This window comes from Mesorhizobium sp. M1428 (assembly GCF_040317515.1).
Taxonomy (GTDB): domain Bacteria; phylum Pseudomonadota; class Alphaproteobacteria; order Rhizobiales; family Rhizobiaceae; genus Mesorhizobium.
In genome coordinates, this window is sequence record NZ_JAMYKT010000019.1 from 19195 (window position 1) to 43945 (window position 24751).

Sequence of the window (24751 nt, forward strand, 5' to 3'; positions counted from 1 at the left end):
AAGCTTTTCGAAGTGCATCGCCCCACCAGCCGAACTGCGGGCTCAGGTGAAGAAGGTCGGGATGCACGAATATGATGTTGGGCAAGCTTGATCGACGCATTCGCGCATCGGAATTCAGATAGGGCGCCTTCGCCTGGTTGCCGGGGTGGCCACCGGCCCGCTTCGTCGCCCCGTACCGAGTTTCTTGTAGGAGGACTAACCTGTGCGGCGCGTGAAAGGCGTGGCGCAATGCGCCTTTCAAGGTTGGCGCTGGACCACCTCAACCTCGTCGGGGTCGCCTTCCAGCGTATCGCTGACCGGCTTTGGCTCACCGCCAATCGGCAGGCCGTCGAAGCCCGTACAACCATGCCTCGGAATGCTCGGCCCACTAGTCATCCGCCATCAAATCGACGGGCAGGCCTTACGATCGAACTTGCATAAGCCACCGATCAACGATTGGTCAGGAAAATCGCTTCCTCATCGTCGCGCTGCCTGCCGCCAAGTGCTGCAGCCGCGCTCGCAATGAAGGCCCCGACGACCAGCGACAGCGCGCCAATCAGTGAGAAGGTGGCGCCTGCCTTTCTGGCGGTGTCGGCCGCCTGCTGGGCCTTAACCTTGGCGTCCTGCGCTTTGGCGATTACTGCATCGACACGAGCGGTGGCATCGGCTTCGGACAGACCTGTGCGGGCGGCCACCAGCCGCGACAGATAGGTCTTGTCGTCGGCCGATATTTCGCCTGCTGCGGCACTCGCGATCAGAATGCGCGATGCCTGCGCCGTTGCCGCAGCGTCGCTCTCCGGACTGGCGGCAGCGAGCCTTGCCGGATCGGCCGGGCGGAACAGCGTATCGACGAAATACGACGTGGCGTTGTCAGTCGAGGCGCCACCGGCGTTTGCAGCAGCCCCCGCAGACGCCCCCATTGCCGCACCGGATGCGACAGTCGAAGCAGCCTGGACTCCGGTGCCGATCGCGGCCGAAAGCGCTGTGCCGAGCACGCCGGCGACGAGCAGCGTCGCCAGCGCCCAGGCCAGGAAGCCGTGAGCGGTATCGCGGAAGAAGACTTCATCGGTGTGGATGCCGACCCATTTTGTACGCAGGCGCCCGGCAAGGTAGCCGCCGAGAGCGGAAGATAGCCATTGCACGATGATGAGCCAAACGGCGGTGGAAACGGCGAAAGTGGTGACTGACGCACCCGAACCTGACCATGGCGACACCATGCTCAGCCCAAGCCCGGAGCCGAGCAGCATCAGAATGAAGGTAAGCGTCGACGCAGCAAAGGCGCCGGCGACGATTGGTCCCCAGCTGACGGCGGGGGAAGAGGATTCCGTCGGTGCGGAAACGTCGACAGTCGTTAGGGTGGACGGCATGGAAGCCCCCTACCTTGCAAACAGCATAATCAGAATAATGATCGGAATCGGGACTCCGAGAAGCCAGAGCAAAATGCCACGTCCCATGGATGCCTCCTGCGGCGATTGTGATTAACTACAATGCCTTGAAAGACTTTCCGTTCCGGGTGTTCCTCGGTCATCTTTGTTGCGATGCAGCAGCCGCCATGATGCGCCAGGATGCACTTCGTGCCTTCCGGTTAGGTATTCTGGATCGCGGCTCAGATATCCAGGTTGGCAACCGACAGTGCGTTTTCCTGGATGAATTCGCTCCTTGGCTCGGCCTCGTCGCCCATCAGTCGCGAAAACAATGAGTCCGCATCGGTCGCGTCGTTGACCTTGATCTGTAAGAGCGAGCGGACATTCGAGTAGAGTATCGCTTCCCAGAGCTGCTCGGCGTCCATTTCACCAAGGCCCTTGTAGCGCTGCATGGGTCAGGCAGGGGGTGGCGACTCGGCTGCACATTCTGCGCCGGTGAAACAGCGCCGGAGGCAGACCATGGAATTCTCTTGGAATGGACGTGACTCGGTTTGCAGAATGACGGTTGTCCTCAAATGCGGCTAAAGTGACCGAACACAGATCGACGCCCCTTGCCCCGGCGGCTGGCAAGCGAGATAGGCAGTACTGGATCGCCCAACTATCTAGCGGCTAGCCCAACCTCCACCAGCCGGCGGAACGCCTCCGATCTACTGGGAAGATCGGGCTGCTTTCGACGCCATTCGTCAACGCGAGCAAGCAAGTCGCTCGAGAGTCGCAACTCGAAGCGCTCAGTTTTGGTGTCAACAGGGTCAGGCGTGTTTGACAATCGGTCTGTCCGTAATGTACGGTATGTACGTAAATCGTGGTTGCGCTTCGCAGCCGAACGACGTGCGTCAACACGTCGTTCGGCCTAACCACAACCAAAGCTGTCAGGAGCTCGGATCATGGGTGATTCCGACAATAACACGACTTTGTCTTTCGTCACGCGCAAGAGGGTCGTTGCGCGAACGGCAATTGCAATGGTGGGACCACAGCCAACGGAGCCCGCGCGCGAAGACTTGGAAAAGGACGAGCGCGCCGATCCTGCTTTAACGGCGTGGCGCAAGTGGCGGGATGCCCACAACTTGACCGAACGACTTTGCCGAGAGCAACAGCGGCTGGAGCGGACGCTTGCCGAGACTGTTGGCTTTCCGTGTGCGGTGATCCTGCAGTCGAACGGCGATAGGGTGACGCTACATTCACTTAAGGAACTTAGCGAAGTGGTAGGCGCCGAGCCTATCCACGCGGCGGCCCGCACGAAGGCTGAAGCCGACTTTGCGGCCCATCAGGCGCGCTGGGATGCCGCCGACAAGGAAATTGGGTATTCCGCCGCGATGCTTGCTGAACGCGAGGCGGCCGACCAAGCGGAGGAGTTGCTCAAGGTATTGTCCGAAACGCCTGCCACTACCGTTGCCGGTGTGGCAGCCAAGCTTGATGCAGTGCTCAAGGAAGGTCAGTCGTCTGAGGGCGATGCGGAGTTTCCCTGGCCCCAAATCCGCTCGGCGTTCGAGGATATTGGTCGGATCAGCCGGCAGACAGAGCAGAGTTGAAGGCCCGAACCGTTTCGAGAAGTTAGCAACTCCCCCATCATCCGGAAGTTTGGCGGGTTTCGCACGATCTATCGCGAAAAACTCTCCATCGGAGAGCGACAAACGCAAATTCGAAAGGCATCGGCCGAGCCAAAAGCCACCGAGACAATGCTCGATGCGTTGCCGGCGAAGCTCGAAACGGAATTTGCCTTGAGCGCATTGCTGCCAATTGTGCGGGACGAAGGATCCGTTTATCTCCTTGACCCCAAGTCGGGCCATCACCTTTCCCGGCAAGGGACGAACGGCTTTAGTTGCCTCGTCGATCGCACCGCTTGGGAAATCGCGGACTTTCGCAAAGCCGGATCGACTGCACCGATGCTGAAACGAGAGCGTTCGTTCGCCAGGCCCCAACGCACGCCGAAACCGGTCGACTGTTCGGGTCATGCCGGTCGGATGACCGTCAGCACGAATACCGATCGCGCAGGAATGAGATGAAGGTCGGCAGGGCAGGGTTGGCGTTGTCGGGGCGCCAGCGGGCCAAACTGGATATCTGGATTGGTTTGCCGCCGATCCGCAGCTTGCGACAGACCGCATCCTGAGGAACACTGTCGGCATCTCGATCGTGGATCAGTGCGACTCCAAGCCCGTTTCCGACAAGGCGCAAAAGGATGCCCGCACTGACGTGATGTTCGACGATTGGAGGAAGCTCCACGCCGCGTCCAACAGCGTCGGCGAGCTGAAATGCTTCGCCCCTGCGCACCAGCAACGTCTCCTGGTGCAACTCGTGCCACTCGATCAGGGAACGGCTGGCGAGGGAATGATTTGAGGCAAGAACGACAGCCAGAGTGTCTTTCCACAGCGTCAATTCGAACGCGCCGCCGGTAAACCGGGAGGAGGAGGTCACGACCACGTCGACCTGGGTGGCACCCAGAGCAGCCTCAGGCGAAGGGTAAGGACTCTCCGTCAAGCTGACGGTCACATTGGGATGAGATTGCCCGAACTCGATGATTGCATCCAAGGCTCGCCCGGCGAGGATGATCCCGTTGGAGCCGATGGAAAGTTTTTGTTGGTCATCTTTGGTGCCGGACCTGGCCAGAGTGAGCGTGTTGTCGAGCTCGAGCAGCACGGAGCGCAGACGCTCCAGGAAGCGTTCGCCGGCCGGGGTTGGGCCGACGCCGCGAGCATGGCGATGGAATATCCTCGTACCTACCGCGAATTCCAGGTCGCGGATGCGCCGGCTGAGCGCGGTGTGATCGATCCCTGTGCGTCGGGAGGCGCGAAGAAAGCTGCCCTCCTCCGCGACCACAAGTGCATAATTGAGGGTCGCAAGTTGGATGGAACTCCGCATCACTGCTCAAAGTCAAGTTGGCGACAAGACGCGTTTGAGCGCTTTTGGCCGCTGCGGGCTATCGCCAAATCTCAGTATTGACACAGGGTGAGCAGTCCAACCCTCCTTACAAGAACAATGATGAAGACACGGTCCATGGCGCACTGGTTTCGGAACGGTTGTCCGCATGGCCAACCGCGCTCTGGGAGTGTTGCTGTATCTAGTCCAGTATTTGACGTACCAATTGGACCGCTTATCCCGTTCGCTCAGGTGGCCACAATATATGGTGCGGCATCTGTCCCCTTCTCCCGGTCGATTAGCGTAGACTGGGCCAAGGTGGCACGATTCGGACGTTGCCAGCACCCCGCCAAGCGGGGATCGGTTAGGCCTTGACGCTCGCCAGCACCCGACATACTTGCTATAAGCAACTTGCGTAGAGATCGCGTGTGCAGCCCGATGACATCGAACTCATTCTGGACACTGACATTTCGGAGGACCCATGCCTCCTCTTTGATGTCGTCACGCCCGATGGCGTGCTTCAGCTCTTGGGGGACGTGGACATGGGCAGCAACCATCTGGTGGTCCGTGACCTCCATATTGGGGGCGATGCCCAGGTCCAGTGGGGTTGGTCCAAATTGCGCAAGCTCGGTCGAATGATCGCGGAGAAGCTTAATGTCGACTACATCGAAGTTCATGGAGCGGTTCGGACAACGGGTGCGAACCCGGGACGTCGTCCGGGTGTCGTCAGGCTCTCCCGTCCGGCTGAGCCTCAGCTTTCTACACGGCGCGAATACTCCTGAGGCTGCTCGGGCTCTCGTCAGAAGACAGCTGCCGCTGAGGACGGCCCACGCGGTCCTCACGGCGATGGTTGATCAAGGCAAGGCATTCGTGACGGTTCCTTGCGTCGACGACCTTCGGGCACTGAAGGATGAACTCTCGTCCGCAGGAGTGATCGCGAAGGTTCATGCGCCGCGGCCGATAAGCGTTCGCGAAGTCCGGGATCGCACGAAGCTGTCCCAGGAGGCGTTCTCCGTGAGGTATGGCCTCGATCTGGCAACGCTTCGAAACTGGGAGCAAGGTCGCTCGGAACCGGATGCGGCGGCGAATACGCTCCTATGGACCATTGCCCGGAACCCAAGGGCAGTCGAAGAATCCCTCGACATGGAGGACGAAGTGGCTGCCCCGTCGCCCTAGCCAGGGGCCGTCGGAACAGCCACTCCAGCGCGCGGCTACTCGGCCGCCAACGCGATAGCGGGCCGCCGGACGGGAGGCAACGCCAGTATCCGCTCCGGCCCGCTCTAGCGCCTTCCCGTCAGCCGTTCCTCGCCTGGCCGCCGCAGCGCCAGCACTGGCCCCTCCGCCTTCCGGCGCGTGCAATGGCGCCGCTCATCGAACTCTCGCACGCCGTCGAAATCCCATTGGAAGCCGCCATTCGCGTCAGGATCCTCCTCCTTGAGGCGACCCACCCACCAGGTGAGTTCCTCCAGTACCTTCATCCTGTGGACGCGGTAGTAGCTCGCGAGATCCTCCACGATTATCCGTTTGTTCGGGTGGCACATCTTGAGGATTTCGCCGATGTGCTCTTTCTTCCACTGCGTCGTATCGCCGACGATGCCGCGGTAGGTGACGGGCTCGAGTCGCTGGCCTATCCCGAGCATCGTGTCCATTGCGCTGTGAAAATGGCGCCGCCGGTTCCAGCGGAAAGCGAACTCGCCGAGGTAGGCGTCGAGTTGCTTTTTCCCGGAAGCCATGGAATGTGCCAGCGCCCAGCGCTTCAGGTTCGCAAAAACGACGTGAATCCACTTGAAAACGATGCGGGCAGGCATGGTCCTATTGCTTAGATTGCCCCTCCTGAGACGACGGCCGGGCACCTTGTCGTACGAGGCAAGGGAGTCCGTCTGCAACGCCGCTCCGGGAAGGGTGTTCGCTACCACGAACGGAACGATGCTTTGAGCCGCCCGGCCCGCGATGCGCGCGAGCCTGATGCGTCCGACGCCATGGTTGCCGACTGTCTCGACCGCTCCAGCGATCCATATCTGGTTGGCTGTGCTGCTCCCGCCACCCCTCTCCAGCGCGTCCTCCTTGCGCCGATACGGGATGGCGGACTCGTCCACGTCGACAGCTCCGGAAAGCGGTGTCGGTTGGGGTTCACCATTGCCGCCTGAGCTTGTGGAGCACCAGCCAGGCGGTTTTGTAGGAGAAGCCCAGCTTAGGCTGGAGCTGCAGCGCCGAAATGGAGTTGGAATGCGTCGCCATCAGGTACGCAGCCAGGAACCACTTGCGCAGCGGCAGGTGCGTGCCCTGCATAACCGTCCCGGCGATCACCGAGGTCTGCTTGCGGCATCCAGGCCTCTCCCCTTTGCCCGCGCATTCGAAAAGCCACGGCCGCCCCTCGAGGCATGTTTTCCTGGAACGCAGCGTGGGCATGCGAAGCCGCCCGGCCAGCGCTTTTTGAAGAGGTAATTGGCGCATTCGTAATCGTCGCGGAAAGTCTCCACGAACTTCTCGATCGACGGTGGCTTGTCGTTCTTCCACCGGTCGGAAACAGCGCCTCGCCATGCTGACGCCAATAGGGCAGGCGAGGCGATCCGTCAGCAACAATCGCTAGATTTGGTTAGCACCTGAGCGAACGGGGTAAGCGGTCCAATTGATGGGGCGATCTTGTCGGTATCTTTGCATGATGCGCCGCCAGTGGCGCTACCAAGATTTGGCGAGTGACAGCATGGATCAGTCATACGCATCATCTGCCAAAGTCCAGGTGAGGAGATGACGCGGTGACAAAGATGGGGATGCCGAGATCCGGCCATCGGACAAATTCGAGCAACATCAACAACGAGACTATCAGGCTGCCTCTGGCGGTAGGAGTCGGACGAGCGCACGCCCATCATGGGGAATTCCTCCAAGGCGTCTTTGAGGGGGAAAACGGAAGGCTTTGTCGCGGACTCGTAACCCTGCCGCTCCCTTCGCAAGAGTCGCTAGCGACTTTCTGGCCGCATGAACAAATTGGGATTCGACCGCGGCCTGCAAACCGGACCAAAGCGGCACGCGCCGCGGCCCTCACGCTGCAGCATATCGGAGTAGCTGGAGGAGGTGGAGAACTTACGATCGAAAGCCCTATTATGATCGGGCACGGCTATGGCTCCTCGACCGCAGACGTCATTGCTGCAATTCGTGCGGTGGCAGCTGCAGCAGGCCTCACGCTGCGCCAGTCAACAATTGCGCGACTGGCGGTGGCCGCGGAAGGCGCAAGCGACGCCATTGCCTACGGCGACCAACCTATCCTCTTCGCCCACCGGGAGGGCCGTACGATCGAACACTTCGGTGGCGAGTTCCCGCCCCTTCTCTTGGTGGGTTTCAGGGACGGCAGTGCCCGGCCGATCGATACGCTAAGCATGCCGCGGGCACGCTATGATGGTGAGGAAATCGGGCTGTTCCGTGTTCTGCGGGGACTGGCGCTCCGCTCCATCCGGCAACAAGATCCCCGCCTGCTTGGACGTGTCGCAACCATCAGCGCCAGTATCAGCCAGAGGCACCTGCCGAAGGCATCCTTCAACACCGTTTTGGATATAGCACGGGCGCATGGCGCGTGCGGTGTGCAGGTGGCCCACAGTGGCACGTTGATCGGCATTCTTCTGGATGCCAACGCACCCAGGGCGGCCATGCGTGCTGCTGAGCTCGCTAGGGAGGTGAGCGGCGCAGGCCTCCAGGACGTCCACACGTTTGCCCTTAATGCCGAAACGGGGCTAATCCAGTGAGCGCGGCGCCAGACTATTTACGCGCCTACGAGACGCCGCGTTTTGCCCAACTCGCACCCAACCTCAACGCCGCCTGCTTTTCCCTCATGAAGCTGATCCCCGCCCGGTTCATGGTCGATCAGGCGGAAGCGTCAGGGCGCCTCAGGCGGGAAGGTCACATCATCGAAACGACGTCGGGCACATTCGGCCTCGCCATCGCTATGCTGGCCGCGGTTCGTGGCTATGCGCTGACACTTGTCACGGCCTCCAGCCTCATCGACCTGAAACTCAGGCGGCGTCTGGAACAACTTGGTGCCAAAGTCATGGCCATCGACGATCCTCAGGGAGACGGCAATCAGCGCGGTCGGCTCGAGTATCTTCACCAGACCCTGCAAGATAGTCCGGGCACGTATTGGCCTCGGCAATACGACAGTCCGGAAAACCGCCTTGCCTACGCGCGTCTCGCCGACCTCGTTGTGCGATCATTCGGCCGTATCGATTGCCTCGTCGGCTGCGTGGGCACTGGGGGATCGCTTTGTGGAACCGGAGGCTTTCTTCGTGAGCTCTTTCCTGATCTCAGGATGATTGCTGTCGATACCCACAGAAGCATGCTCTTTGGCCAGCCTGTCGGACGTCGCATGCTGCGCGGGCTCGGCAACAGCGTTTTGCCGGACAATGTTCGTCATGAGATGATCGACGACATTCATTGGGTGGGCGCATTGCCGGCTTACGCTATGGCGCACGGACTGTTTCGCGATCACGGGCTGTTCATGGGTCCGACCAGCGGCGCCGCAGCCTTGGTCGCCGCCTGGTTCGCCAGGCAAAATCCGGAAGCCTCCACCGTCGTGATAATGCCAGATGAAGGGCATCGTCATTCCGATACAGTCTACAACCCCGACTGGCTCGCCGGTTTGAAGGATTGGCCAATCCCCATTCCTCTTGAACCAACTGTTCTCACGCAAATTCGTCCGGCTGAAGAGACGGCATGGACGAGATTCCCTTGGAACCGCAGAACTTTAAACGCCGTCCTCGCGGCGGCGGACGGCCTGCCCCCTACGCTGTGACAGGTCCGAATTCAGGCTAGGCGACAAAGCCAACATCGGCCAGCAGTTACACAGGGTGCATGACCCGGTGAAGAAAATCCCTAGTGCGTTCGTGTTTCGGATGTCGAAGTAGCTCCTTGGCCGGGCCTTGCTCAACGATCCGGCCGCCGTCGAGAAAGAGGACGCTATCGGAGACCTCGCGGGCGAACTGAATTTCGTGCGTAACCACGAGCATGGTCATGTTCTCGTCTGCGAGCGCGCGCATGACCTGCAGGACCTCGCCGACTGTTTCCGGGTCGAGTGCTGAGGTGGGCTCGTCGAAAAGAATGGCCTGTGGGCGCATCGCCAGGGCGCGGGCGATGGCTACGCGCTGCTGTTGGCCGCCCGACAATGACGCGGGATAGGCATTCGTCTTGTCGGTCAGGCCGACGCGATTGAGCAATGCCATGGCGCGCTCGCGAGCCTGGTTCCTGTTTTCCTTCAGCACGTAGAGCGGCCCTTCCATGACGTTTTCCAGAGCTGTGCGGTGCGGAAACAGATTGAAGCGTTGGAAGACCATGGAAACACGGGTGCAGATGGCGTGAATCTGGGGCGAGGCGGCATCCACCACGGTGCCTTCGATGCTGATGCGACCGCGCTGATAGCTCTCAAGCCCGTTCACACATCGTAGAAGCGTCGATTTGCCGGAACCCGAGGGCCCGATCAGACATACGACCTGTCCCTTGGCGATCTCGGCGTTGATTCCCTTGAGGACTTCATGGGCGCCGAAGGACTTGTGCACGTCGTCGAAGGTGATCATCCCGCCGCTCCAAGATAGCTCTCGACCCTGCGCATAAACAGGTTCAGCGGAACCGTCAGGCACAGGTAAAGCAGTGCCACCAGGGTAAAAACTGTCATGTTGTCGAAAGTGGACGACGCAAGCATCTTACCTTGCATGGTCAACTCCTGAACCGAAATCACCGACACAAGCGAGGAGTCCTTAAGCAGCATGATCATGTTGTTGGCGTAAGGCGGCAGGATAATCTTGACTGCCTGCGGCAGCACGACGCGGCGCATCATCAACGGACGCTTCATCCCGATCGACTTTGCCGCTTCGACCTGACCCTTATCGACCGCCTCGATGCCCGCCCGGAAGGTTTCCCCGAGATAGCAGGAGTGAGCCAGGCCCAGTCCGATCGTGCCAGCCTGGAGCGCAGTCAGGTTGATGCCGATCTCGGGCGCGACAAAGTAGATATAAAAGAGAACCACGAGCAGTGGTATGCCGCGCACGAAGTCGACAAGGAGCCGCGTCGGCACGGCGAGACAGCGTATCCCCGATGTCCTGAACAGCGCCCATACAAGGCCGAGCGCCGTCGCCAGACACAGCGCAAGAACGGTTATCATGACGGTCAGCCAAACGCCTTGAAGAAGAAGCGGTAGATATTCCCTTGCGTGCGCGATGAAATTGGTCATGGCCGGCTTCCTCTTGGCACGTTCCCGGCCGTCAGGGCCGGTCATTGCGATGCGATCCTATGGTCCTGCCAGCCGGTGCTTGTTTCGAGCTCGAGGGGATGGCTTCAGAGGCCATATTTGGAAAAAATTCGGCTTAATTCGCCGCTTTCCTTCAGCTTGGCGATGGAGGCATTCACCTTTTCGAGAAGCAGTGGATTTTCCTTGGCAACCGCCAACGCGACTTCGCCTTTTTTCATCGGCCGATAGCCGTCGACGAGGCGAACACCCAGGTCGGGGTTTTTTGAAAGCTGATAAGCGACGATCGGGGCGTCACCAAAGCCGGCCTTGATGCGGCCCAGGACTACATCACGCATCATGTCAGCGATTGAGTCGTAGAGCTTGACTTGACCGAAGACGCCAAGCGCTTCCAGAGCATCGGCGTAGGTCGAGCCGATCTGCGCCCCGACGGTCTCACCTCTCAGCTCTTCGATCGTGTAGTTCTTGCTGTCGCCGGCAGCAACAAACATCGCCTCGCCATAGGCGTAAACCGGCGTGCTGAAATTGATCACCTGCTTGCGCTTGTCGGTTATGAACATGCTGGCGGAAATCAGATTGATCTTGTCGGTCGTCAATGCCGGGATCAGGGCTGGAAAAGCGTTTACCTGGAAGTCGGCCGTCGTGCCAAGGTTTGCGGCAATCGCGCTTGCCAGATCGACCATCGCGCCAGTCGGCTTTCGGGTTGCGGTATCGACAAACGTGAACGGCACCCCGGTTGGCGTGACGCCGACCCTGAGGGTTTCCTCAGCCATCGCCTGAGTTGCGATTGCGACGCCGAGGGCTGCGAGCCAGCCGATGAGAGTTTTGCCAAGCATGAAAATTCCCCTTTCATTATTGAATCGAGGTTCCGCTCGCCAAGCGAGTTGAATTTGCCTCTCGTGGATAGCTTTTGGAAGTCGCAATACCGTCCGGTGGCGGACGGGATCATCAGTCGATCAGAAGTCGCATCCGTCCATGATCGCCTCTATCTCCTCTTCAGGACATCCTGGTCGCGCGTTGTTCATGAGAGGACGTGAAATAGTCACGGTCCCCGGCAAGGTGTTCCCAGGCTTCTGCAACTGACCGAAACGATTGTTGTGCTTGGTCAGGGCCGGTCGAACGATCCAAATCCTTGAGTCCGCTCGCGGTTACGATGGCAACGACGCTGTCCGACCGCGCGATCGTGCCCTCCCGTCTCAGGGATTCAATAGCCGCAAATGGCGTCACCGAGGCAAGCTCGGCAAAAACCCCCTCGGTGCCCGCAAGCTGCCGCTGCATGGCTATCAGGCCGAAATTGCCGACCGGCATCGCCATGCCACCAGATTCGCGCAGCGCGTTGAGCGCCTGAAACGTGCTTCGTGTGGTGCCGATCGAGATGGCCAGCGTGTCGAAGCCCGCGGGAACCTCGGCAACCAGATCGGCATTGCCGGCAAGCGCTTTGGCCAAAGATCCGTGCACTTCCGCCGCCACGAGTCTCGGCAACCGATCGATCCTGCCTTGGCTAAGAAGGTCCTTGAATCCCGCCCAGAGCCCGGCTAGCGCGTCGCCATAGCAAACAGGCAAGGCGCACCAGTCCGGCACGGCTCCGTGCATCTGTTCGACGATCTCGTAAGCCAGGGTCTTGTAGCCCTCGATCCCGACAGGATGGCTGCCCACCACGGGGCTGTGAAACGGCGACGTCGCAAACCATCCGAGGCGCTCGGTACCAGCGGCAAGTAATGGCCAGCGATGGGATTTGTCGGCCAGGGATACGACGCTGGCGCCGTATTTGCGGATCTGCGCCAACATTGCGCCGGCGGTGCCTGAGAATGTCACAACGACGCATTTCAGGCCCGCCCGTGCAGCATAGGCGGCAAGTGAGGCCCCGGCGTTGCCCGACGAAGCAGTCGCCACGACGCGTGCACCACTCAAACGTGCCATGGACACCGCCACGGTCGAGAAGCGGTCCTTGTGGGACCACGTGGGGTTCGCGCCCTCGTCCTTGATAAGAAGCTTGGGCACTCCGAGCTGCTTTCCCAGCCTCTCGGCGCTCAGCAGCGGCGTCAGACCCTCGCCCAGCGAGATTGCATCGCTGAGCCCGCAAGGAAGCATGTCGGCATAGCGCCACAGCGAGGGGAGCGCGCCAGCCCCTGCGGAAGCGGCCGATGTCGCTCCGGACGGATCGTAGACGACCTTAAGATTGGCTGGCGCTTCACCACAGCATATCAGGCAGCCGCGTGAGTCGATTTTGGTATCGCTCGGGAACAAGGCGCCGCATCGAATACAGGAAAAACCTGCCGCGCGGCTCATGAGGGCACCCGGGTGATTGCATTGTGCGTCTCTGTCAGCCGCTCCAGTCCGCCCTGGCGAACAACCACCATGTCCTCCACCTGGAGTCCCCAGCGGCCGATTTCGTAGTAAGGGGTCTCCACGCACAGCACCATTCCTTCTTCCAGGACGTCGGTACTCCCCGCCGAAAGCGTCGGCGCGTCGTAACCATCAAGGCCGATGCCGTGGCCGACGTGATCGCGCTCGTAGTGGGCAATTCCTTCGCGCTGAACCACACGCACGACCGCCTCGAAAAGCTGTGCTGCCGGCATGCCGGGCCGGATGATATCGCAGGCATGCTGAACGCCGCGCAGCAGCGCCTGCTGAAGCCGATGCGCCTGCGGCGGCGGCTCGCCCAGCGTGGCGATGCGGGCAATGTCGGCGCGGTAGTGCCGAAACCGGCCACCGACGTCGAAGCGGATGATTTCTCCAGCGCGCAACTTGCGGTCCGACGGCTGGACGTTCATGAGTGCGCTGCGCTCGCCAAAGCCGATGCATCCCAGTACGGGCAGGGCGCCTTCCTCAACCGTCCTGACGTGAAAAGCGCGCGCCAGATCTGCTTCGGTGGCGCCTTCCTGAGCGACTGCGAGTGCTGCTTGAATGGAGCGTTCGGCAATCTGGGCAACTTGGCCGAGCCGTTCGATCTCATCTGCCGTCTTTACGGCACGAACCTCGCGAAGCAACGCGGTGGCTGGTAGGAACGACGCATTGAGAAAATGGGCTCTGAGGGCTTCCAGGTATCCTGGCGCGAGCCCCGCCTCGTCTATGCCGATCCGCCCGCGGCCGAGCTGGGCTTCTTCCAGTGCCGCGATCAGAGCCGTAATGGCATCGCGATGCCTCGGCAGCTCGCGAAGCTGGAGGTGCCGTTCACTGGCGCGGTCCATGGCGGTCGAGGAACCCACATCGGCGTAAAAGTCGCCATAGCGCCGCACCTTGCTTACCCAGACGTCCTGATCGGCAACGAGGTCGAGAGTGCTGGTGCTGGCGATGATTTCAGGCGTGCCCTTGTCAGGAGCCGGCCACACCACATAGGCCTGCGGGCCACGACGGATCCATTGCGGCAGAGCCCAGAAGCCGCTCATATAGGTCACGTTTTCCGGCGTCGTCGCTATAAGGGCATCAAGCCCGGCTGCCGACATGCGTTGTTTCAGGCGGGCCTCGTTAAGCAGCATGGTGGGAATCCCGAGCCTGTTTTGCCTCCGGAAAGCCGAGGCCCGCTGAGATGCGCGCCGCAGCCCCAATTACTGCCTCTCCCACCTCGGCGATCTCCACATGCGGCCCAACAGACCGGGGGTAGGCCACGCTTATCGCCGCGGTGATCATGCCCGATGCATCGCGAAGCGGCGCGCCGACCGCGATCAGCCCGGTAAAGTTCTCGTCCAGGGAGGTTGTGTAACCGATAGACTCGCACGCTCTGATCTGAGCCACGAGCTTGTGCGGATCAATGACGGTGCGTACGGCAACCCGCTCGAGCGGACCCCGTCCGATAATCTCGATGACCGCTTCGCCGCTCAGCTCCATCAGGAGTGCCTTGCCCAAGGCGGTGGAGTGCAAGGGGAACGTTTCGCCGGGTGACGAGCGAATGACGACCGGACTCTTGCTTTGCACGGTCAGGAGATAAATACCGCGATTGCCTCGCCTGATGCCCAGGAACGCGTTGAAGCAACCCTCGGCGGCCAGCGCCTGCAGTTCGATTTCAGCCAAGCCGACGAGGCGATCTCTGCCCAGGACCTTCCGCGCCAGCGCCAGGACGGAATGCCCGAGCCGGTAGCGCCGCGAGTCTGGCGACTGCTCGACATAGCCCTGCTCTGCCAGGGTGTTGAGAATTCGCTGCACGGCGGGAGCACTCTGCTCAAGCCGGCGGGCGAGCTCGCGCACCCCGACCGCTTCGTCCGCGTCCTTGAGCACGTTGAGAACCGCAAGGCCGCGTTTCAACGAAAGATTTCCTGTCATCGGCGTTCCTTATTTCGGAATGGCGTTCCGCAATATGATGAGAAAAGCAGCAATGGCGGCGCCTGTCAATGAAGAATGTTCACTATAGTGTGTCGTCCTAAAGTGTACGCAGCGACGACCATGCCCTCATGGACCTACGGGTGGTTGTCGGTTTGAACGTACAGAGGATCCGGCGCGCACAAGCCCTCTCTCAAGAGGAACTGTCGTTCCGTTCAGGGTTCACGCGCGCCTATCTGAGTGGTCTCGAAGCCGGCCGGCGCAATCCCACAATTCTGTCGCTTGCAAAGCTTGCCACCGCATTAAGCGTTGACATCGAGGATTTGACCAAACGGCCAGGCAAAGACGCCCCAGCCCTGACGCCGCGTACGCGACGCAGCAGAAAATCCTGACGCTCCCGCCGCCTGCTGGCCGGTGGATCACGGCGCGTTGCGACGGATGAGCTGCTCCACGTCAACTTGCAACGCCAACGCCAGTACCTCCAAGGTATCGACGGTCGGTGAGTTCTCCTCCCGCTCCAGCTTGCCGACATAGTTGCGATCAAGGCCGGCAAGGTCCGCGAGCTGCTCCTGGGACAAGCCGGTACCTTGGCGAAGCAACCTTAGATTGCGAGCAAAAACCGACCTCAGCCTCATGCGGCGAGGCAGTCAGAATGCGCCCTTTAGTGCCACCTACTATAGTAGTCAAACGTCATGCCGCAGGTTGCGGTCGGGTCCAACTTATTTATTCTTTCTTTGTCTCAGTACATTGAAGGGGCGTGAAATGTCGGCGGTTCATGGAAGCGTCTTACAGCACCAGCTAACGCAAATCTTTGAAGCAACCGCGCTGATTGATCGTGCAAGCAGCGCCGCCGAAATCGTTCGACAACTGCGCAAGAGCATCGAACGTCACGGCTATGCAGCCTGTCTCGTCACCGAATTGCCACGCCAGGACACCGGATCACTGGATGGACACATTCTTGTCAACGGTTGGCCGGGGGAATGGTACGACCACTACATGGCTGCCGGACACTATCGCCATGACCCTTGCGTTGCTTTGTGCCGTAGTGCGATCGGGCCGTTCCTTTGGAGGGACGTCCATCACGGCCTGACGAACGGCAATGCCAGGAAGGTGATGGATGAGGCAAAAGCGTTTGGGCTTTGGGACGGGATCTGCATCCCAATCCAGGCCTCATTCGGCGATCCGGCCTGTGTAACGGTCGCCGGACGCGAAATTGATTTGGCTCCGACGGTGCGCTGCACAGTTCATGCCCTTGCGCGCCATGCCTACTCGGCTGCCGAACGACTCGTTGGCAGCTCGCTCAGGCGGCCGAGACAAAAGCTTTCCCAACGGGAGCGTGAAATCCTGCAGTGGGTCGCTGGCGGGAAGACCGCATGGGAGGTTTCCCGAATACTCGGTATTTCGGAAAACACCGTGACGACCCACCTGCGCAACATCAAGCAGAAACTCAGCACCGCCAACGTCGTGCACGCCATCGTCGAGGCTTATCGCAGGCGCGAAATCGAACTTTAATCCATCCTCAGATCTAGGTATTTCATGGGCAATCGTCACGTGGTCGGATGGGGTTCCATCTCGAGGAACCGCAATGATTCAGGTCCACGTCGTCGACGCGTCAAACAGCTTTGCCTATCGAGGCGATCTCGACAGTTACTTCCGTCTGCGACACGAAATCTATGTCGATGAACGTGGCTGGCACGAGCTGAGGCGCCCCGACAGTCGCGAGATCGACCCCTTTGATACACCAGAAGCGATTCATCTGCTCGGCATCCAGCCGGGAAGGGGTGTCGTTGCCGGATCCCGGCTGGTGCCCAGCCTAAGACCGCATCTGATGAGCGAAATCTTTCCGCAACTTGCCGAGGGTGGCGTGCCGCGCCGACCCGATATCTTTGAGTGGACCAGGTTTTTCGTGGCCCGGGATTTTCGCGACCCCGGCCGACCCTGTCAGGCCGCCGGCGTGATCTACTGCGGGATTCTGGAATTCTGCATTCAAAGAGGCATAAGCAATCTGACCATTGTCTGCGAGGACTACTGGTTCGACCGCTTGGCATCGATCGGCTGGTGTCCAAGGCAGCTTGGATCTTCATTCAAATGCGATGACATGACCATCATCGGCGTCATGGTCGACGTCGGCCCGTCTGCCTTGGCCGCGACGCGACAATTCTACCGCATAACCGACCCAGTGCTTTGGGCCGAAACGGCACTCAAGCGGCTGGCCTGACCGCGGGCCGTCCGATTTTGGGCGTCACGCCTCGAACGAACATGCTGCCTGGCAGACAAGTTCGCGCACGCCAGCGATGGCGTATCCGCCCGTCAGCCAAAAAAACCAATCGCAAAACCGGCCGCTGCAGTCACCACCGGGCGAAATCGTGCTGTTCGAACCGGGGAACCTAAGCGATTGACTTGCCAACGTTTAGAAAAAATCATGTCTCGACCGGCAGCCGGTTCGACCGCTTGATCTGCGCAAGCGCGAAGCTGGACTCGATCGAGGAGACGCCATCGAGCCGCGTCAGCTTTTCCTTCAGGAAGCGCTCATAGGCGTGCAAATCGCGCACCACCACACGCAGCAGATAATCGCGCTGGCCAGTCATCAGATAGCAATCGACCACCTCCGGCCAGCGTGCGATCGCCGCATTGAACCGCTTCAGCTCGTTCTCGCGCTGGCGCTCCAGCTTGATCGAGGCGAACACCGAGATCGGCAGGTCGACCATGTCCTGGTCGATCAGGGCGGCATAGCCGGTGATGACCCCCATGTCCTCCATTAGCCGGACCCGGCGGGCGCAGGGCGAGGCCGAAAGACCGACCCGATCGGCAAGCTGCTGAGCCGTCATCCGGCCATCGACCTGCAGCGCGGCAATGATCTTTCGGTCGATATCGTCCAGTCGGCGTTTTGGCATGGATAGTTACTCCATTGGTCGATATTGCCGAAACCAGCTAACGCAAGTGCCAATCTCCTGCAAGTTTAGCGACAATCGGTTTTTGCTCAGCCCTATGATTGCGACGATCGCAACCGGGAGTCTTGCAGCATGGACAAACAAAAACTGGAGGCACTTTCGGCGCTGGAGAAGAAGGTGCTCTGGCTGTCGACTTGGATGATCCATAACGCCAATCACCTGCGCGAAAACACCGACGGCCTGAAGGTTGGCGGACACCAGGCGTCCTCGGCTTCGCTGGTGACGATCATGACCGCGCTATATTTCTTGGTGCTGAGGCCGGACGACCGCATCGCAGTGAAGCCGCACGCCTCGCCGGTGTTTCACGCCATCCAGTATCTTCTGGGCAATCAGTCGTGGGAGAAGCTCGAAGGGTTTCGCGCCTTCGGTGGCGCGCAAAGCTATCCGTCGCGGACCAAGGATGTCGATGACGTCGATTTCTCTACCGGCTCCGTTGGCCTCGGCGTTGCGCAGACGCTGTTTGCCTCCCTTGTGCAGGATTATCTCGGCGCTCGCGACCAAAACATGCCCGAGGGCCGCATGGTGGCGCTGCTCGGCGATGCCGAGATGGACGAAGGCAACATCTTCGAGGCGCTGCTCGAAGGCTGGAAACACGGCCTGCGCAATTGCTGGTGGATCGTTGATTACAATCGCCAGAGCCTCGACGCCGTTGTGCGCGAAGGCCTTTGGGAACGCTTCGAAAACTTCTTCAGGAATTTCGGCTGGGATGTGGTCATCCTGAAATACGGCAAGCTGCTCGAAGCCGCTTTTGCCCAGCCGGGCGGCGAGGCGTTGAGGGCCTGGGTCGACGGCTGTCCGAACCAGCTTTATTCGGCGCTGACCTTTCAAGGCGGCGGCGCCTGGCGCAAGCGGCTGCTTGCCGATATCGGCGAAAAGCCGGGCCTGAAATCGCTTCTCGACCGGCGATCCGATGCTGAAGTCGCCGCGCTGATGACAAATCTCGGTGGCCACGACCTGCGGTGCCTGATCGAAGCTTTCGAGACGGCGCGCGGCCACGACCGGCCGACCTGCTTCATCGCCTATACGATAAAAGGTTTCGGCCTGCCGCTCGCCGGCCACAAAGACAATCATGCCGGTCTGATGACCAAGGATCAGATGGCCGTCTTTCGCGCCTCGATGTCGATCGGTGAGGGGCGGGAGTGGGATGCCTTCGAAGGCTTGGATATTGGCAAGGTGGATCTGCGACGTTTCCTCGATGCGGTGCCTTTTGCCGCGAAAGGCCAACGCCGCCGGCACGCCCAACGCATCCTGGTCCCCGATCGTCTCGGCCCGGAAGCCAAGGGCAGCGTTTCCACCCAGGTCGGCTTCGGCAGGATCCTGGACGAGATTGCACGGGCCGGCGGGCCGCTTGCCGACGCTATCGTCACGACATCGCCCGATGTCACCGTTTCGACCAATCTCGGACCCTGGGTCAACCGGCGCGGCCTGTTCGCGCGTCGCTCGCTTGCCGACACCTTCCGCAGCGAACACATAGCCTCGGCGCAGAAATGGGAATTCGGCCCATCCGGCCAGCACATCGAGCTCGGCATTGCCGAGAACAATCTGTTCATTCTGCTATCGGCCCTGGGGCTGTCGCGTTCGGTCTTCGGCAAACGGCTGTTGCCGATCGGCACGCTCTACGATCCGTTCATCCAGCGCGGTCTCGATGCGCTCAACTATGCCTGCTACCAGGATGCGCGCTTTCTGCTTGCTGCCACCCCGTCGGGCGTCACGCTGGCGCCGGAGGGTGGCGCGCATCAGTCGATCGCCACCCAGTTGATCGGCATGGCGCAGGACGGGCTTGCGGCTTACGAGCCGGCATTCGTCGATGAGTTGAGCGTCATCACGCGTTTTGCACTGGACTACATTCAGCGCGACGGCGACGTCGTCCAGTCGGAGCGCACCTGGCTGCGCGACGAGACCGGCGGCTCGGTCTATCTGCGGCTCTCGACGCGCCCCATTGATCAGATCATTCGAACCATGACGCAGGACCTTGAGCAGGACATTGTCGACGGCGGCTATTGGCTGCGGCCCCCGGGTCCGAATGCGGAGGTGATCGTCGCCTATACAGGCGCCGTCGCGCCGGAAGCCATCGAGGCGGTCGGCATGATGGCGGAGGATCGTCGCGACGTCGGTCTTTTGGCAGTGACTTCGGCCGATCGGTTGAACGCAGGCTGGACGGCGGCAAGCCGCGCACGCGAACGCGGCCTTGTTCATGCCAGAAGCCATGTCGAACGGCTGTTCGAGGAGCTTCCAGCCCATTGTGCGATCGTCACGGTCGCCGACGGCCATCCGGCCGCGCTCGGCTGGCTGGGCTCGGTATACGGCCATCGCACGCGAAGTCTCGGCGTCGAGCACTTTGGCCAGTCCGGGACAATCGGTGATCTTTACCGGCACTTCGGAATCGACGCCAATTCCATAGCGACAGCCGCCGACCGGATTGCTGGTGGGCGCCCCATCCGCTATCTGCGCGCGCTGGATTGACGGAAGACATTCACGGCTGCTGCAGACCGGAAGGCGAATGTCCGCCGTGTGCATTCCGAGATGTGCCGCGCGGTACCCCAGGACCGTGCCGACTGGAATTTGCTGGCTGCCGGCAAGGAATCGGGCTGGCGGGCCAGCCCGATTGTAGGCATTTCGTCTGACACCTGTTACTTGGCCTGGTGAATACTAGAAACCACTAGTTTGCCGGCCTTGGCCGAATAGGTAACGACGACCTTTTCACCGACCTTGAGTGTCTCGGCCTCAATCCCTTCCGGCAAGATGAACGTCTTGCCGTCGGACAGAGTGATCGAATCGCCACTCTTATCGACACTCGCGATGGTGCCGGTGACCGCCTTGGCGAAGGCACCGCTCGAAGATGCGAGGGCCAGTACCATTGCGGTTGCGATGACTGATTTTTTCATTTGGTTTTCCCGGTTGGTTTCGTTGCGATGCCGAAAGGGCTGTTGGCGCCAGAGCGGCAACGGTGACGATCCGGAGCGGTAGGGCTTGCCGGATCATTTCCCTCAGCGAGAGAAGATGGGATCGAGCCTATGCGGCAGAGTTTTCGGTAAGATGGCCGGGACTTTACAAATGGGTAAGTCCGGCGCGGATTGTCATAGATCCCGCAGGTGCTCAGCGTCCTGTCCGGACGAGGGCCTGGCCGACCGGATCGCGGCGACGACCGAAGCGGCGACAAGGCCGAGCACGACCCCCAGATAAGCCCAGGGAACCGAGAGGCTCTCCGGCGGGGGGTCGAACACGCCGGTCAACAGCTTCACCAGCATCCACCCCGTCAGCAAGCCCGACGGAAGCCCGAATGCGAAACCACCGACGAGGATCAGGAGGCCTTCGCTCCACAGAAAGGTCGCCAATTGCCGAGGCTTGGCGCCGATGGCGCTCAGTATCGCGAAGGGCCGGCGGCGCTCGACGAAGCCCAGCGCCAGCATCAGCCCGCCGGCGGCCGCGGCCATGACGACGGCAAACGCCAGTTCGATCGTCGTCAGTCCGCCAAGATCGACCGCGGTCAGGCTCGAGCCGATGAGATGGGCAGCCTGGCCAATGTCGGCGACCTTCAGCGACGGATCGAAGGTGAGTGCCGAAGAAGCCTGCCGCGCCAGTGCTGCAGGATCGGCCTTGGCCCGCATCAGGACGTACTCGGATGTATCCGACCCGGTCATGCGGGCCACGTAGGCGGCGTTCGCAACGAGGAAGGAGTCCTTCGGTGCTGTCGGAAATTCGCGCGCGACGCCGATGAACTTGAAGGCGACGGGATGGTACTGGTGATCCCTTGCATCGATGAGCCGCAGATTGATCGTATCGCCTTGCTGAAGCTGGAAGTCCTGCACGGTCTCTTCCGAGACCAGGACACCGTCGGGCGTGGCGGCGAGCTGGTCGAGCATGCCGGCCGCGCCGGCGCCGCTGAAATAGGCGTCGGAAAGCTTCGTTGCCCGTTCGATACGCCATGGGTCGATGCCGTAGAGATCCTGCAGGTCGGCGCCGACATAGGCGAAACGATGCTGCATGGGTTCTGCCGCGGCCGCCTCGGGCAGCGCCGCCAGCGCCGCCAGATACGGTCCGGCCGGTCTGTCCGATGTGCCGAAGACGGTGACGTCGGACCCGTTGGTCAGTTCGGCATCGATGCGTGCCTGGGCATTGTAGGTGGTGTTGAAGATCGCGGTCGACGTGGCGAAGGAGATGGCCAGCGCTGTCATCGCGATGCCGATGGTCAGGCGCCCCGATTGCCGCGACAACGCGGCTGACACGACAGCCGCAAGAGGCCCGGCGACCGGCGCAATGATCGCTCGAAGACCCCTGCCGTTGCGCGCGATAATGGCGCCCGACAGCCGCACGGTCAGCAGCGCCATGCCCAGCCAGAACAGCGCCGGCGCGATGAACGCCTTGTAGTCCACGGAGATCGCGGCGACGCCTTCGGGCGCAAGAACGATCTGGTATCCGGTGCTCGCCGACTGCGACAAGAAAAGCCCTGCGGCCGCGAGCAAAATGATGTCGAGCCACAGGCGCCGCCAAAGCGGCGTCCACGCCCTGCTGACGGTACGCCGCGCGGCACTGACAGTCGCCCAGCGCGCGTCACGCCAGGCGGGAAACAGAAAGGCGATGAAACCGACAAGCAACCCGAACAAGGCTACAAGAAGCAATGTCGGACCGCTCATGCTCGCCGTCACGTGCAGGCCTGGAGCGATGCGGCCGAAGAGCAACGCCGCGGCGATGCCGAGCGCGGTTCCGCCGACTGCGGCGATTGCGGCCTCGGCAGCGGACAGGGACAGGATTGTTCTCGTCGTCGCGCCGCGGACGCGAAGCAGCGCCTGCTCCGTGCGCCGGCGCACCGCACCGGACGAAGTGACCGCAAAGGTGAGGGCAATGGCCAGCGCGATGCCGGGCAGGCCGAGAAACAGGAACAGGACGGACGCATAAAGCGCATCCTCCCGAACCGCCCCGAGACGGGAGCCGAGATTGTCGGCGACCAGAGCCTGACCGACGACCCGTTCCTCAAGATTCCTATGCGCGCCGGTGACAAAGGTATAGGCGCTGACCGGGTCCGGCGGCAGCGCCTCATGGGCGAGCCGCACGTGCCATTGCAGCCGGGCGGTGTCGGGCCGCATTTTCTGCTGCGGGTCGAAGAGTTGCTGCCAATCTTGCTGTGGCAGCACGAGCACGTTGTCGGGCGGCGCCTGCGGAGCAGCCTGGGGCGGCAGGCCGACCGCCTGGAACAGCGAATCCGCGTCGGGAAGATCGATCACGCCGGCGACCTTGACCTCTGCCGGCGGCAGGCCGATCCGCTTGATCGAGACTGTATCGCCCGGCCCGACATGAAGATTGGCCGCCGCCTGCTGGGCAATGAGCACGCCGTCGATGGCGCCGGAAAGCGGCCGGACTTCCGCCGGAAAGGTTTTCGAATAGCCATTGTCGAAAGCAATGACCTGGCCCGATCCGGTGGTCTGCGTCGTGCCGCCGGTCTGCGATTCGAACCCGGCAACATCCGCATAGCGGAGCTGATGAACGGCCTTGACCGGCGCGTCGGCCAGCGCCTTGCCGATCAGGTCAGGATCGGCACCGGAAATCACCTGAACCTGCCAGTCGATCGGCACGGCCGATATGGCGCGCTCCGTCATCGAGGTGCTGGCGTTGGCGAGAAAAAGCGCCATCGCCGCGAGAAGCGCCACGGTCAGCGCGACGCCTGCCATGGCACCGGCGACGCGCAGGAAACGGCGGGCGAGAACGCCGCGAACCCACAAGAGGAGCATCATGCCGCCTTGTTTCTCGGCCGACCTGCGATCAGCCGGCCGTGGTCCATCGTCCACCGTGTCGCCATCCGGGCGGCCACGGCTTCGTCATGCGTTGCCACAACCAAGGCTATGTCTGTCCCGTTCAGGCGATCCAGCACTGCGTCGAAGAAGAACTGCGCCGTGATGCTGTCGAGCTGCCCGGTCGGCTCGTCGGCAAGCACGAGTTTTGGCCCTATGGCTAAAGCGCGCGCCATGGCTATTCGTTGCGACTGCCCACCGGACAATTCCTCTGGCAGTTTGTCGCCAAGCTCGCCGAGGCCAAACGATTCCAGCAGTGCTGCCGCGGTTTCGTCCGCGGCGGCGCCTTTGCCGGCCAGGATCATGGGCAAGGCGACATTCTGAGCTGCGGTGAGCGCTGGGAACAGGCTGGGCGACTGGAACACAAATCCGATCAGACGCGGCCGCAGTTCCTCGAACGGACCAAGCCCCGGCCATTCGATGGTGCCGGCCGTCGGTCTGTCCAGCCCGCCAAGAATATGCAGCAGCGTTGTCTTGCCGCTGCCGGAAGGCCCGACCAGGGCAATGCGCGCGCCTGTCGCGATCTCGCAGTCGACGTCGAGCAGCACCGTGATCCGGCCGGCGTTTCCATCATGAAAGTCCCGGCCAAGGCCTTTGCCGACAACGAGCGTCTCACTCACTGTCGATCCTCCCGTCTTTCAACCTGATGATCCGGTCGGCTCTTTGCGCCAGCGCCTTGCTGTGGGTTGCGAGCAGCGTCGCCAGTCCGGCTTCGCGTCTCGCCTCGAACTGCCCGATCAGCCCGGATTCGGTGTCACGGTCGACCTCCGCGGTCGGCTCGTCGGCAACCAGGATCGGCGGGTCCGCGGCCAGCGCCACAGCAAGGCCCGCGCGCGCCGTCTCGCCGCCCGAGAGCTCGGTTGGAAATGCCTGCGCGCGATGCGAGAGGCCGACGCTTTCCAGCAAGGCGCCAATTCGCTTCTGGTCCAGCTTTCCCGCCAGAAGCATCTGCAAACGCAGGTTCTGTTCGACGCTCAGGTGGCCAAACAGGTTGCCGGACTGCAGCAGGATGCCGAAATTGGCGGCGCGAACGCGTGCACGCTCGGCCTCCGGTCGCCGGGTCAGGCGCAGGCCGGCCACCTCGACATGGCCACCATCCGGCTCGTCCAGCCCGGTCACGCAGAACAACAAGGTGGATTTGCCGCTGCCGGACGGTCCCGTCAGGGCGACGATCTCGCCAGCCGACACATGGATGCTGATGCCACGCAATGCGGCTGTCTCGTCGTCGCCGATGTGGAAGAACCGATAGAGTTCATGCGCGTCCAGCGCGTGCAT

General features: G+C 61.5%; 25 protein-coding genes and 2 pseudogenes. 8 read left to right on the forward strand and 19 right to left on the reverse strand.

Annotated features, from left to right (window positions below; translation table 11 throughout):
* Positions 1–428: 428 nt before the first annotated feature.
* The gene (locus tag NKG60_RS23435; RefSeq protein WP_352668785.1) at positions 429–1346 is read right to left on the reverse strand and encodes a hypothetical protein; all 918 of its coding nucleotides are present in this window, start codon (positions 1344–1346) and stop codon (positions 429–431) included.
* Between the two features lie 239 nt (positions 1347–1585).
* Positions 1586–1795 (reverse strand): annotated as a pseudogene (locus NKG60_RS23440) (hypothetical protein); the annotation flags it as partial.
* Between the two features lie 492 nt (positions 1796–2287).
* On the opposite strand from NKG60_RS23440, the gene NKG60_RS23450 reads away from it, so the two are divergent.
* Positions 2288–2932, forward strand: a complete 645-nt coding sequence (locus tag NKG60_RS23450) for a hypothetical protein (protein WP_352668783.1) — start codon at positions 2288–2290, stop codon at positions 2930–2932.
* 439 nt (positions 2933–3371) lie between these two features.
* Here NKG60_RS23450 and NKG60_RS23455 read toward each other — a convergent pair whose 3' ends face one another.
* A complete protein-coding gene (locus tag NKG60_RS23455) occupies positions 3372–4259 on the reverse strand; it encodes a LysR family transcriptional regulator (RefSeq protein WP_352668780.1) in 888 nt (295 codons plus the stop codon).
* Positions 4260–4504: 245 nt separating this feature from the next.
* Positions 4505–4933 (reverse strand): hypothetical protein, encoded by a 429-nt coding sequence (locus tag NKG60_RS23460; protein WP_352668778.1) that lies wholly within the window; start codon positions 4931–4933, stop codon positions 4505–4507.
* Between NKG60_RS23460 and NKG60_RS23465 the strand changes: the two genes are divergently transcribed.
* Positions 4911–5432, forward strand: a complete 522-nt coding sequence (locus NKG60_RS23465) for a helix-turn-helix domain-containing protein (protein WP_352668776.1) — start codon at positions 4911–4913, stop codon at positions 5430–5432. The two genes, NKG60_RS23460 and NKG60_RS23465, sit on opposite strands and share 23 nt — an antisense overlap.
* 104 nt (positions 5433–5536) lie before the next feature.
* Here the strand turns inward: NKG60_RS23465 and NKG60_RS23470 are convergent, their stop codons facing one another.
* From NKG60_RS23470 to NKG60_RS23480, 3 genes and pseudogenes are all read right to left on the reverse strand, one after another.
* Positions 5537–6484, reverse strand: coding sequence for an IS1595 family transposase (locus tag NKG60_RS23470; RefSeq protein WP_352668826.1), 948 nt, complete (start codon positions 6482–6484; stop codon positions 5537–5539).
* The gene (locus NKG60_RS23475; protein ID WP_352668833.1) at positions 6387–6665 is read right to left on the reverse strand and encodes a hypothetical protein; all 279 of its coding nucleotides are present in this window, start codon (positions 6663–6665) and stop codon (positions 6387–6389) included. The genes NKG60_RS23470 and NKG60_RS23475 overlap by 98 nt, the downstream gene beginning before the upstream one ends.
* Before the next feature lie 17 nt (positions 6666–6682).
* Positions 6683–6736: pseudogene (locus NKG60_RS23480) on the reverse strand (hypothetical protein); the annotation flags it as partial.
* 291 nt (positions 6737–7027) lie between these two features.
* Between NKG60_RS23480 and NKG60_RS23485 the strand changes: the two are divergent.
* The gene (locus tag NKG60_RS23485; protein ID WP_352975740.1) at positions 7028–7993 is read left to right on the forward strand and encodes a GHMP family kinase ATP-binding protein; all 966 of its coding nucleotides are present in this window, start codon (positions 7028–7030) and stop codon (positions 7991–7993) included.
* Positions 7990–9036 (forward strand): pyridoxal-phosphate dependent enzyme, encoded by a 1047-nt coding sequence (locus tag NKG60_RS23490; RefSeq protein WP_352668773.1) that lies wholly within the window; start codon positions 7990–7992, stop codon positions 9034–9036. Before NKG60_RS23485 ends, NKG60_RS23490 begins: the two co-directional genes overlap by 4 nt.
* Positions 9037–9082: 46 nt before the next feature.
* Here the strand turns inward: NKG60_RS23490 and NKG60_RS23495 are convergent, their stop codons facing one another.
* The 6 genes from NKG60_RS23495 to NKG60_RS23520 form a co-directional block, all read right to left on the reverse strand.
* Entirely contained in the window at positions 9083–9814 is a 732-nt protein-coding gene (locus tag NKG60_RS23495) for an amino acid ABC transporter ATP-binding protein (protein WP_352975698.1), read from the reverse strand.
* Positions 9811–10467: an amino acid ABC transporter permease gene (locus NKG60_RS23500; RefSeq protein WP_352975700.1), complete on the reverse strand. Its 657-nt coding sequence runs from the start codon at positions 10465–10467 to the stop codon at positions 9811–9813. Before NKG60_RS23500 ends, NKG60_RS23495 begins: the two co-directional genes overlap by 4 nt.
* A gap of 104 nt (positions 10468–10571) precedes the next feature.
* Positions 10572–11318, reverse strand: a complete 747-nt coding sequence (locus NKG60_RS23505) for a substrate-binding periplasmic protein (RefSeq protein WP_352492901.1) — start codon at positions 11316–11318, stop codon at positions 10572–10574.
* A gap of 160 nt (positions 11319–11478) precedes the next feature.
* Positions 11479–12771, reverse strand: coding sequence for a threonine synthase (locus NKG60_RS23510; RefSeq protein ID WP_352492900.1), 1293 nt, complete (start codon positions 12769–12771; stop codon positions 11479–11481).
* Positions 12768–14030 carry a M24 family metallopeptidase gene (locus NKG60_RS23515; RefSeq protein WP_502912324.1) on the reverse strand — a complete coding sequence of 421 codons (1263 nt, stop codon included), beginning with the start codon at positions 14028–14030 and terminating at the stop codon, positions 12768–12770. Before NKG60_RS23515 ends, NKG60_RS23510 begins: the two co-directional genes overlap by 4 nt.
* On the reverse strand, positions 13951–14742 hold the full coding sequence (locus tag NKG60_RS23520; protein ID WP_352975701.1) for an IclR family transcriptional regulator: 792 nt from the start codon (positions 14740–14742) through the stop codon (positions 13951–13953). The genes NKG60_RS23515 and NKG60_RS23520 overlap by 80 nt, the downstream gene beginning before the upstream one ends.
* 128 nt (positions 14743–14870) lie before the next feature.
* On the opposite strand from NKG60_RS23520, the gene NKG60_RS23525 reads away from it, so the two are divergent.
* Positions 14871–15131, forward strand: a complete 261-nt coding sequence (locus tag NKG60_RS23525; RefSeq protein ID WP_352492898.1) for a helix-turn-helix domain-containing protein — start codon at positions 14871–14873, stop codon at positions 15129–15131.
* A 27-nt stretch (positions 15132–15158) separates the two neighbouring features.
* Here NKG60_RS23525 and NKG60_RS23530 read toward each other — a convergent pair whose 3' ends face one another.
* A complete protein-coding gene (locus NKG60_RS23530) occupies positions 15159–15374 on the reverse strand; it encodes a helix-turn-helix domain-containing protein (protein ID WP_292654544.1) in 216 nt (71 codons plus the stop codon).
* A gap of 127 nt (positions 15375–15501) precedes the next feature.
* Between NKG60_RS23530 and NKG60_RS23535 the strand changes: the two genes are divergently transcribed.
* Both NKG60_RS23535 and NKG60_RS23540 read left to right on the forward strand, forming a co-directional pair.
* Positions 15502–16251, forward strand: a complete 750-nt coding sequence (locus tag NKG60_RS23535) for an autoinducer binding domain-containing protein (protein WP_352975703.1) — start codon at positions 15502–15504, stop codon at positions 16249–16251.
* Between the two features lie 73 nt (positions 16252–16324).
* Positions 16325–16957 carry an acyl-homoserine-lactone synthase gene (locus tag NKG60_RS23540; RefSeq protein WP_352566560.1) on the forward strand — a complete coding sequence of 211 codons (633 nt, stop codon included), beginning with the start codon at positions 16325–16327 and terminating at the stop codon, positions 16955–16957.
* A 202-nt stretch (positions 16958–17159) separates the two neighbouring features.
* On the opposite strand, the gene NKG60_RS23545 is transcribed toward NKG60_RS23540, so the two are convergent.
* Complete coding sequence (locus tag NKG60_RS23545) at positions 17160–17633, reverse strand: Lrp/AsnC family transcriptional regulator (protein ID WP_352492895.1); 474 nt, start codon at positions 17631–17633, stop codon at positions 17160–17162.
* 129 nt (positions 17634–17762) lie between these two features.
* Between NKG60_RS23545 and NKG60_RS23550 the strand changes: the two genes are divergently transcribed.
* A complete protein-coding gene (locus NKG60_RS23550) occupies positions 17763–20153 on the forward strand; it encodes a thiamine pyrophosphate-binding protein (RefSeq protein ID WP_352975705.1) in 2391 nt (796 codons plus the stop codon).
* Positions 20154–20320: 167 nt separating this feature from the next.
* Here the strand turns inward: NKG60_RS23550 and NKG60_RS23555 are convergent, their stop codons facing one another.
* The 4 genes from NKG60_RS23555 to NKG60_RS23570 form a co-directional block, all read right to left on the reverse strand.
* Positions 20321–20575, reverse strand: a complete 255-nt coding sequence (locus tag NKG60_RS23555; protein ID WP_352566564.1) for a DUF1344 domain-containing protein — start codon at positions 20573–20575, stop codon at positions 20321–20323.
* 192 nt (positions 20576–20767) lie between these two features.
* Positions 20768–23419 carry an ABC transporter permease gene (locus tag NKG60_RS23560; RefSeq protein ID WP_352975707.1) on the reverse strand — a complete coding sequence of 884 codons (2652 nt, stop codon included), beginning with the start codon at positions 23417–23419 and terminating at the stop codon, positions 20768–20770.
* A complete protein-coding gene (locus tag NKG60_RS23565; RefSeq protein WP_352566568.1) occupies positions 23416–24096 on the reverse strand; it encodes an ABC transporter ATP-binding protein in 681 nt (226 codons plus the stop codon). The genes NKG60_RS23560 and NKG60_RS23565 overlap by 4 nt, the downstream gene beginning before the upstream one ends.
* On the reverse strand, positions 24089–24751 hold the full coding sequence (locus NKG60_RS23570) for an ABC transporter ATP-binding protein (protein WP_352566570.1): 663 nt from the start codon (positions 24749–24751) through the stop codon (positions 24089–24091). The genes NKG60_RS23565 and NKG60_RS23570 overlap by 8 nt, the downstream gene beginning before the upstream one ends.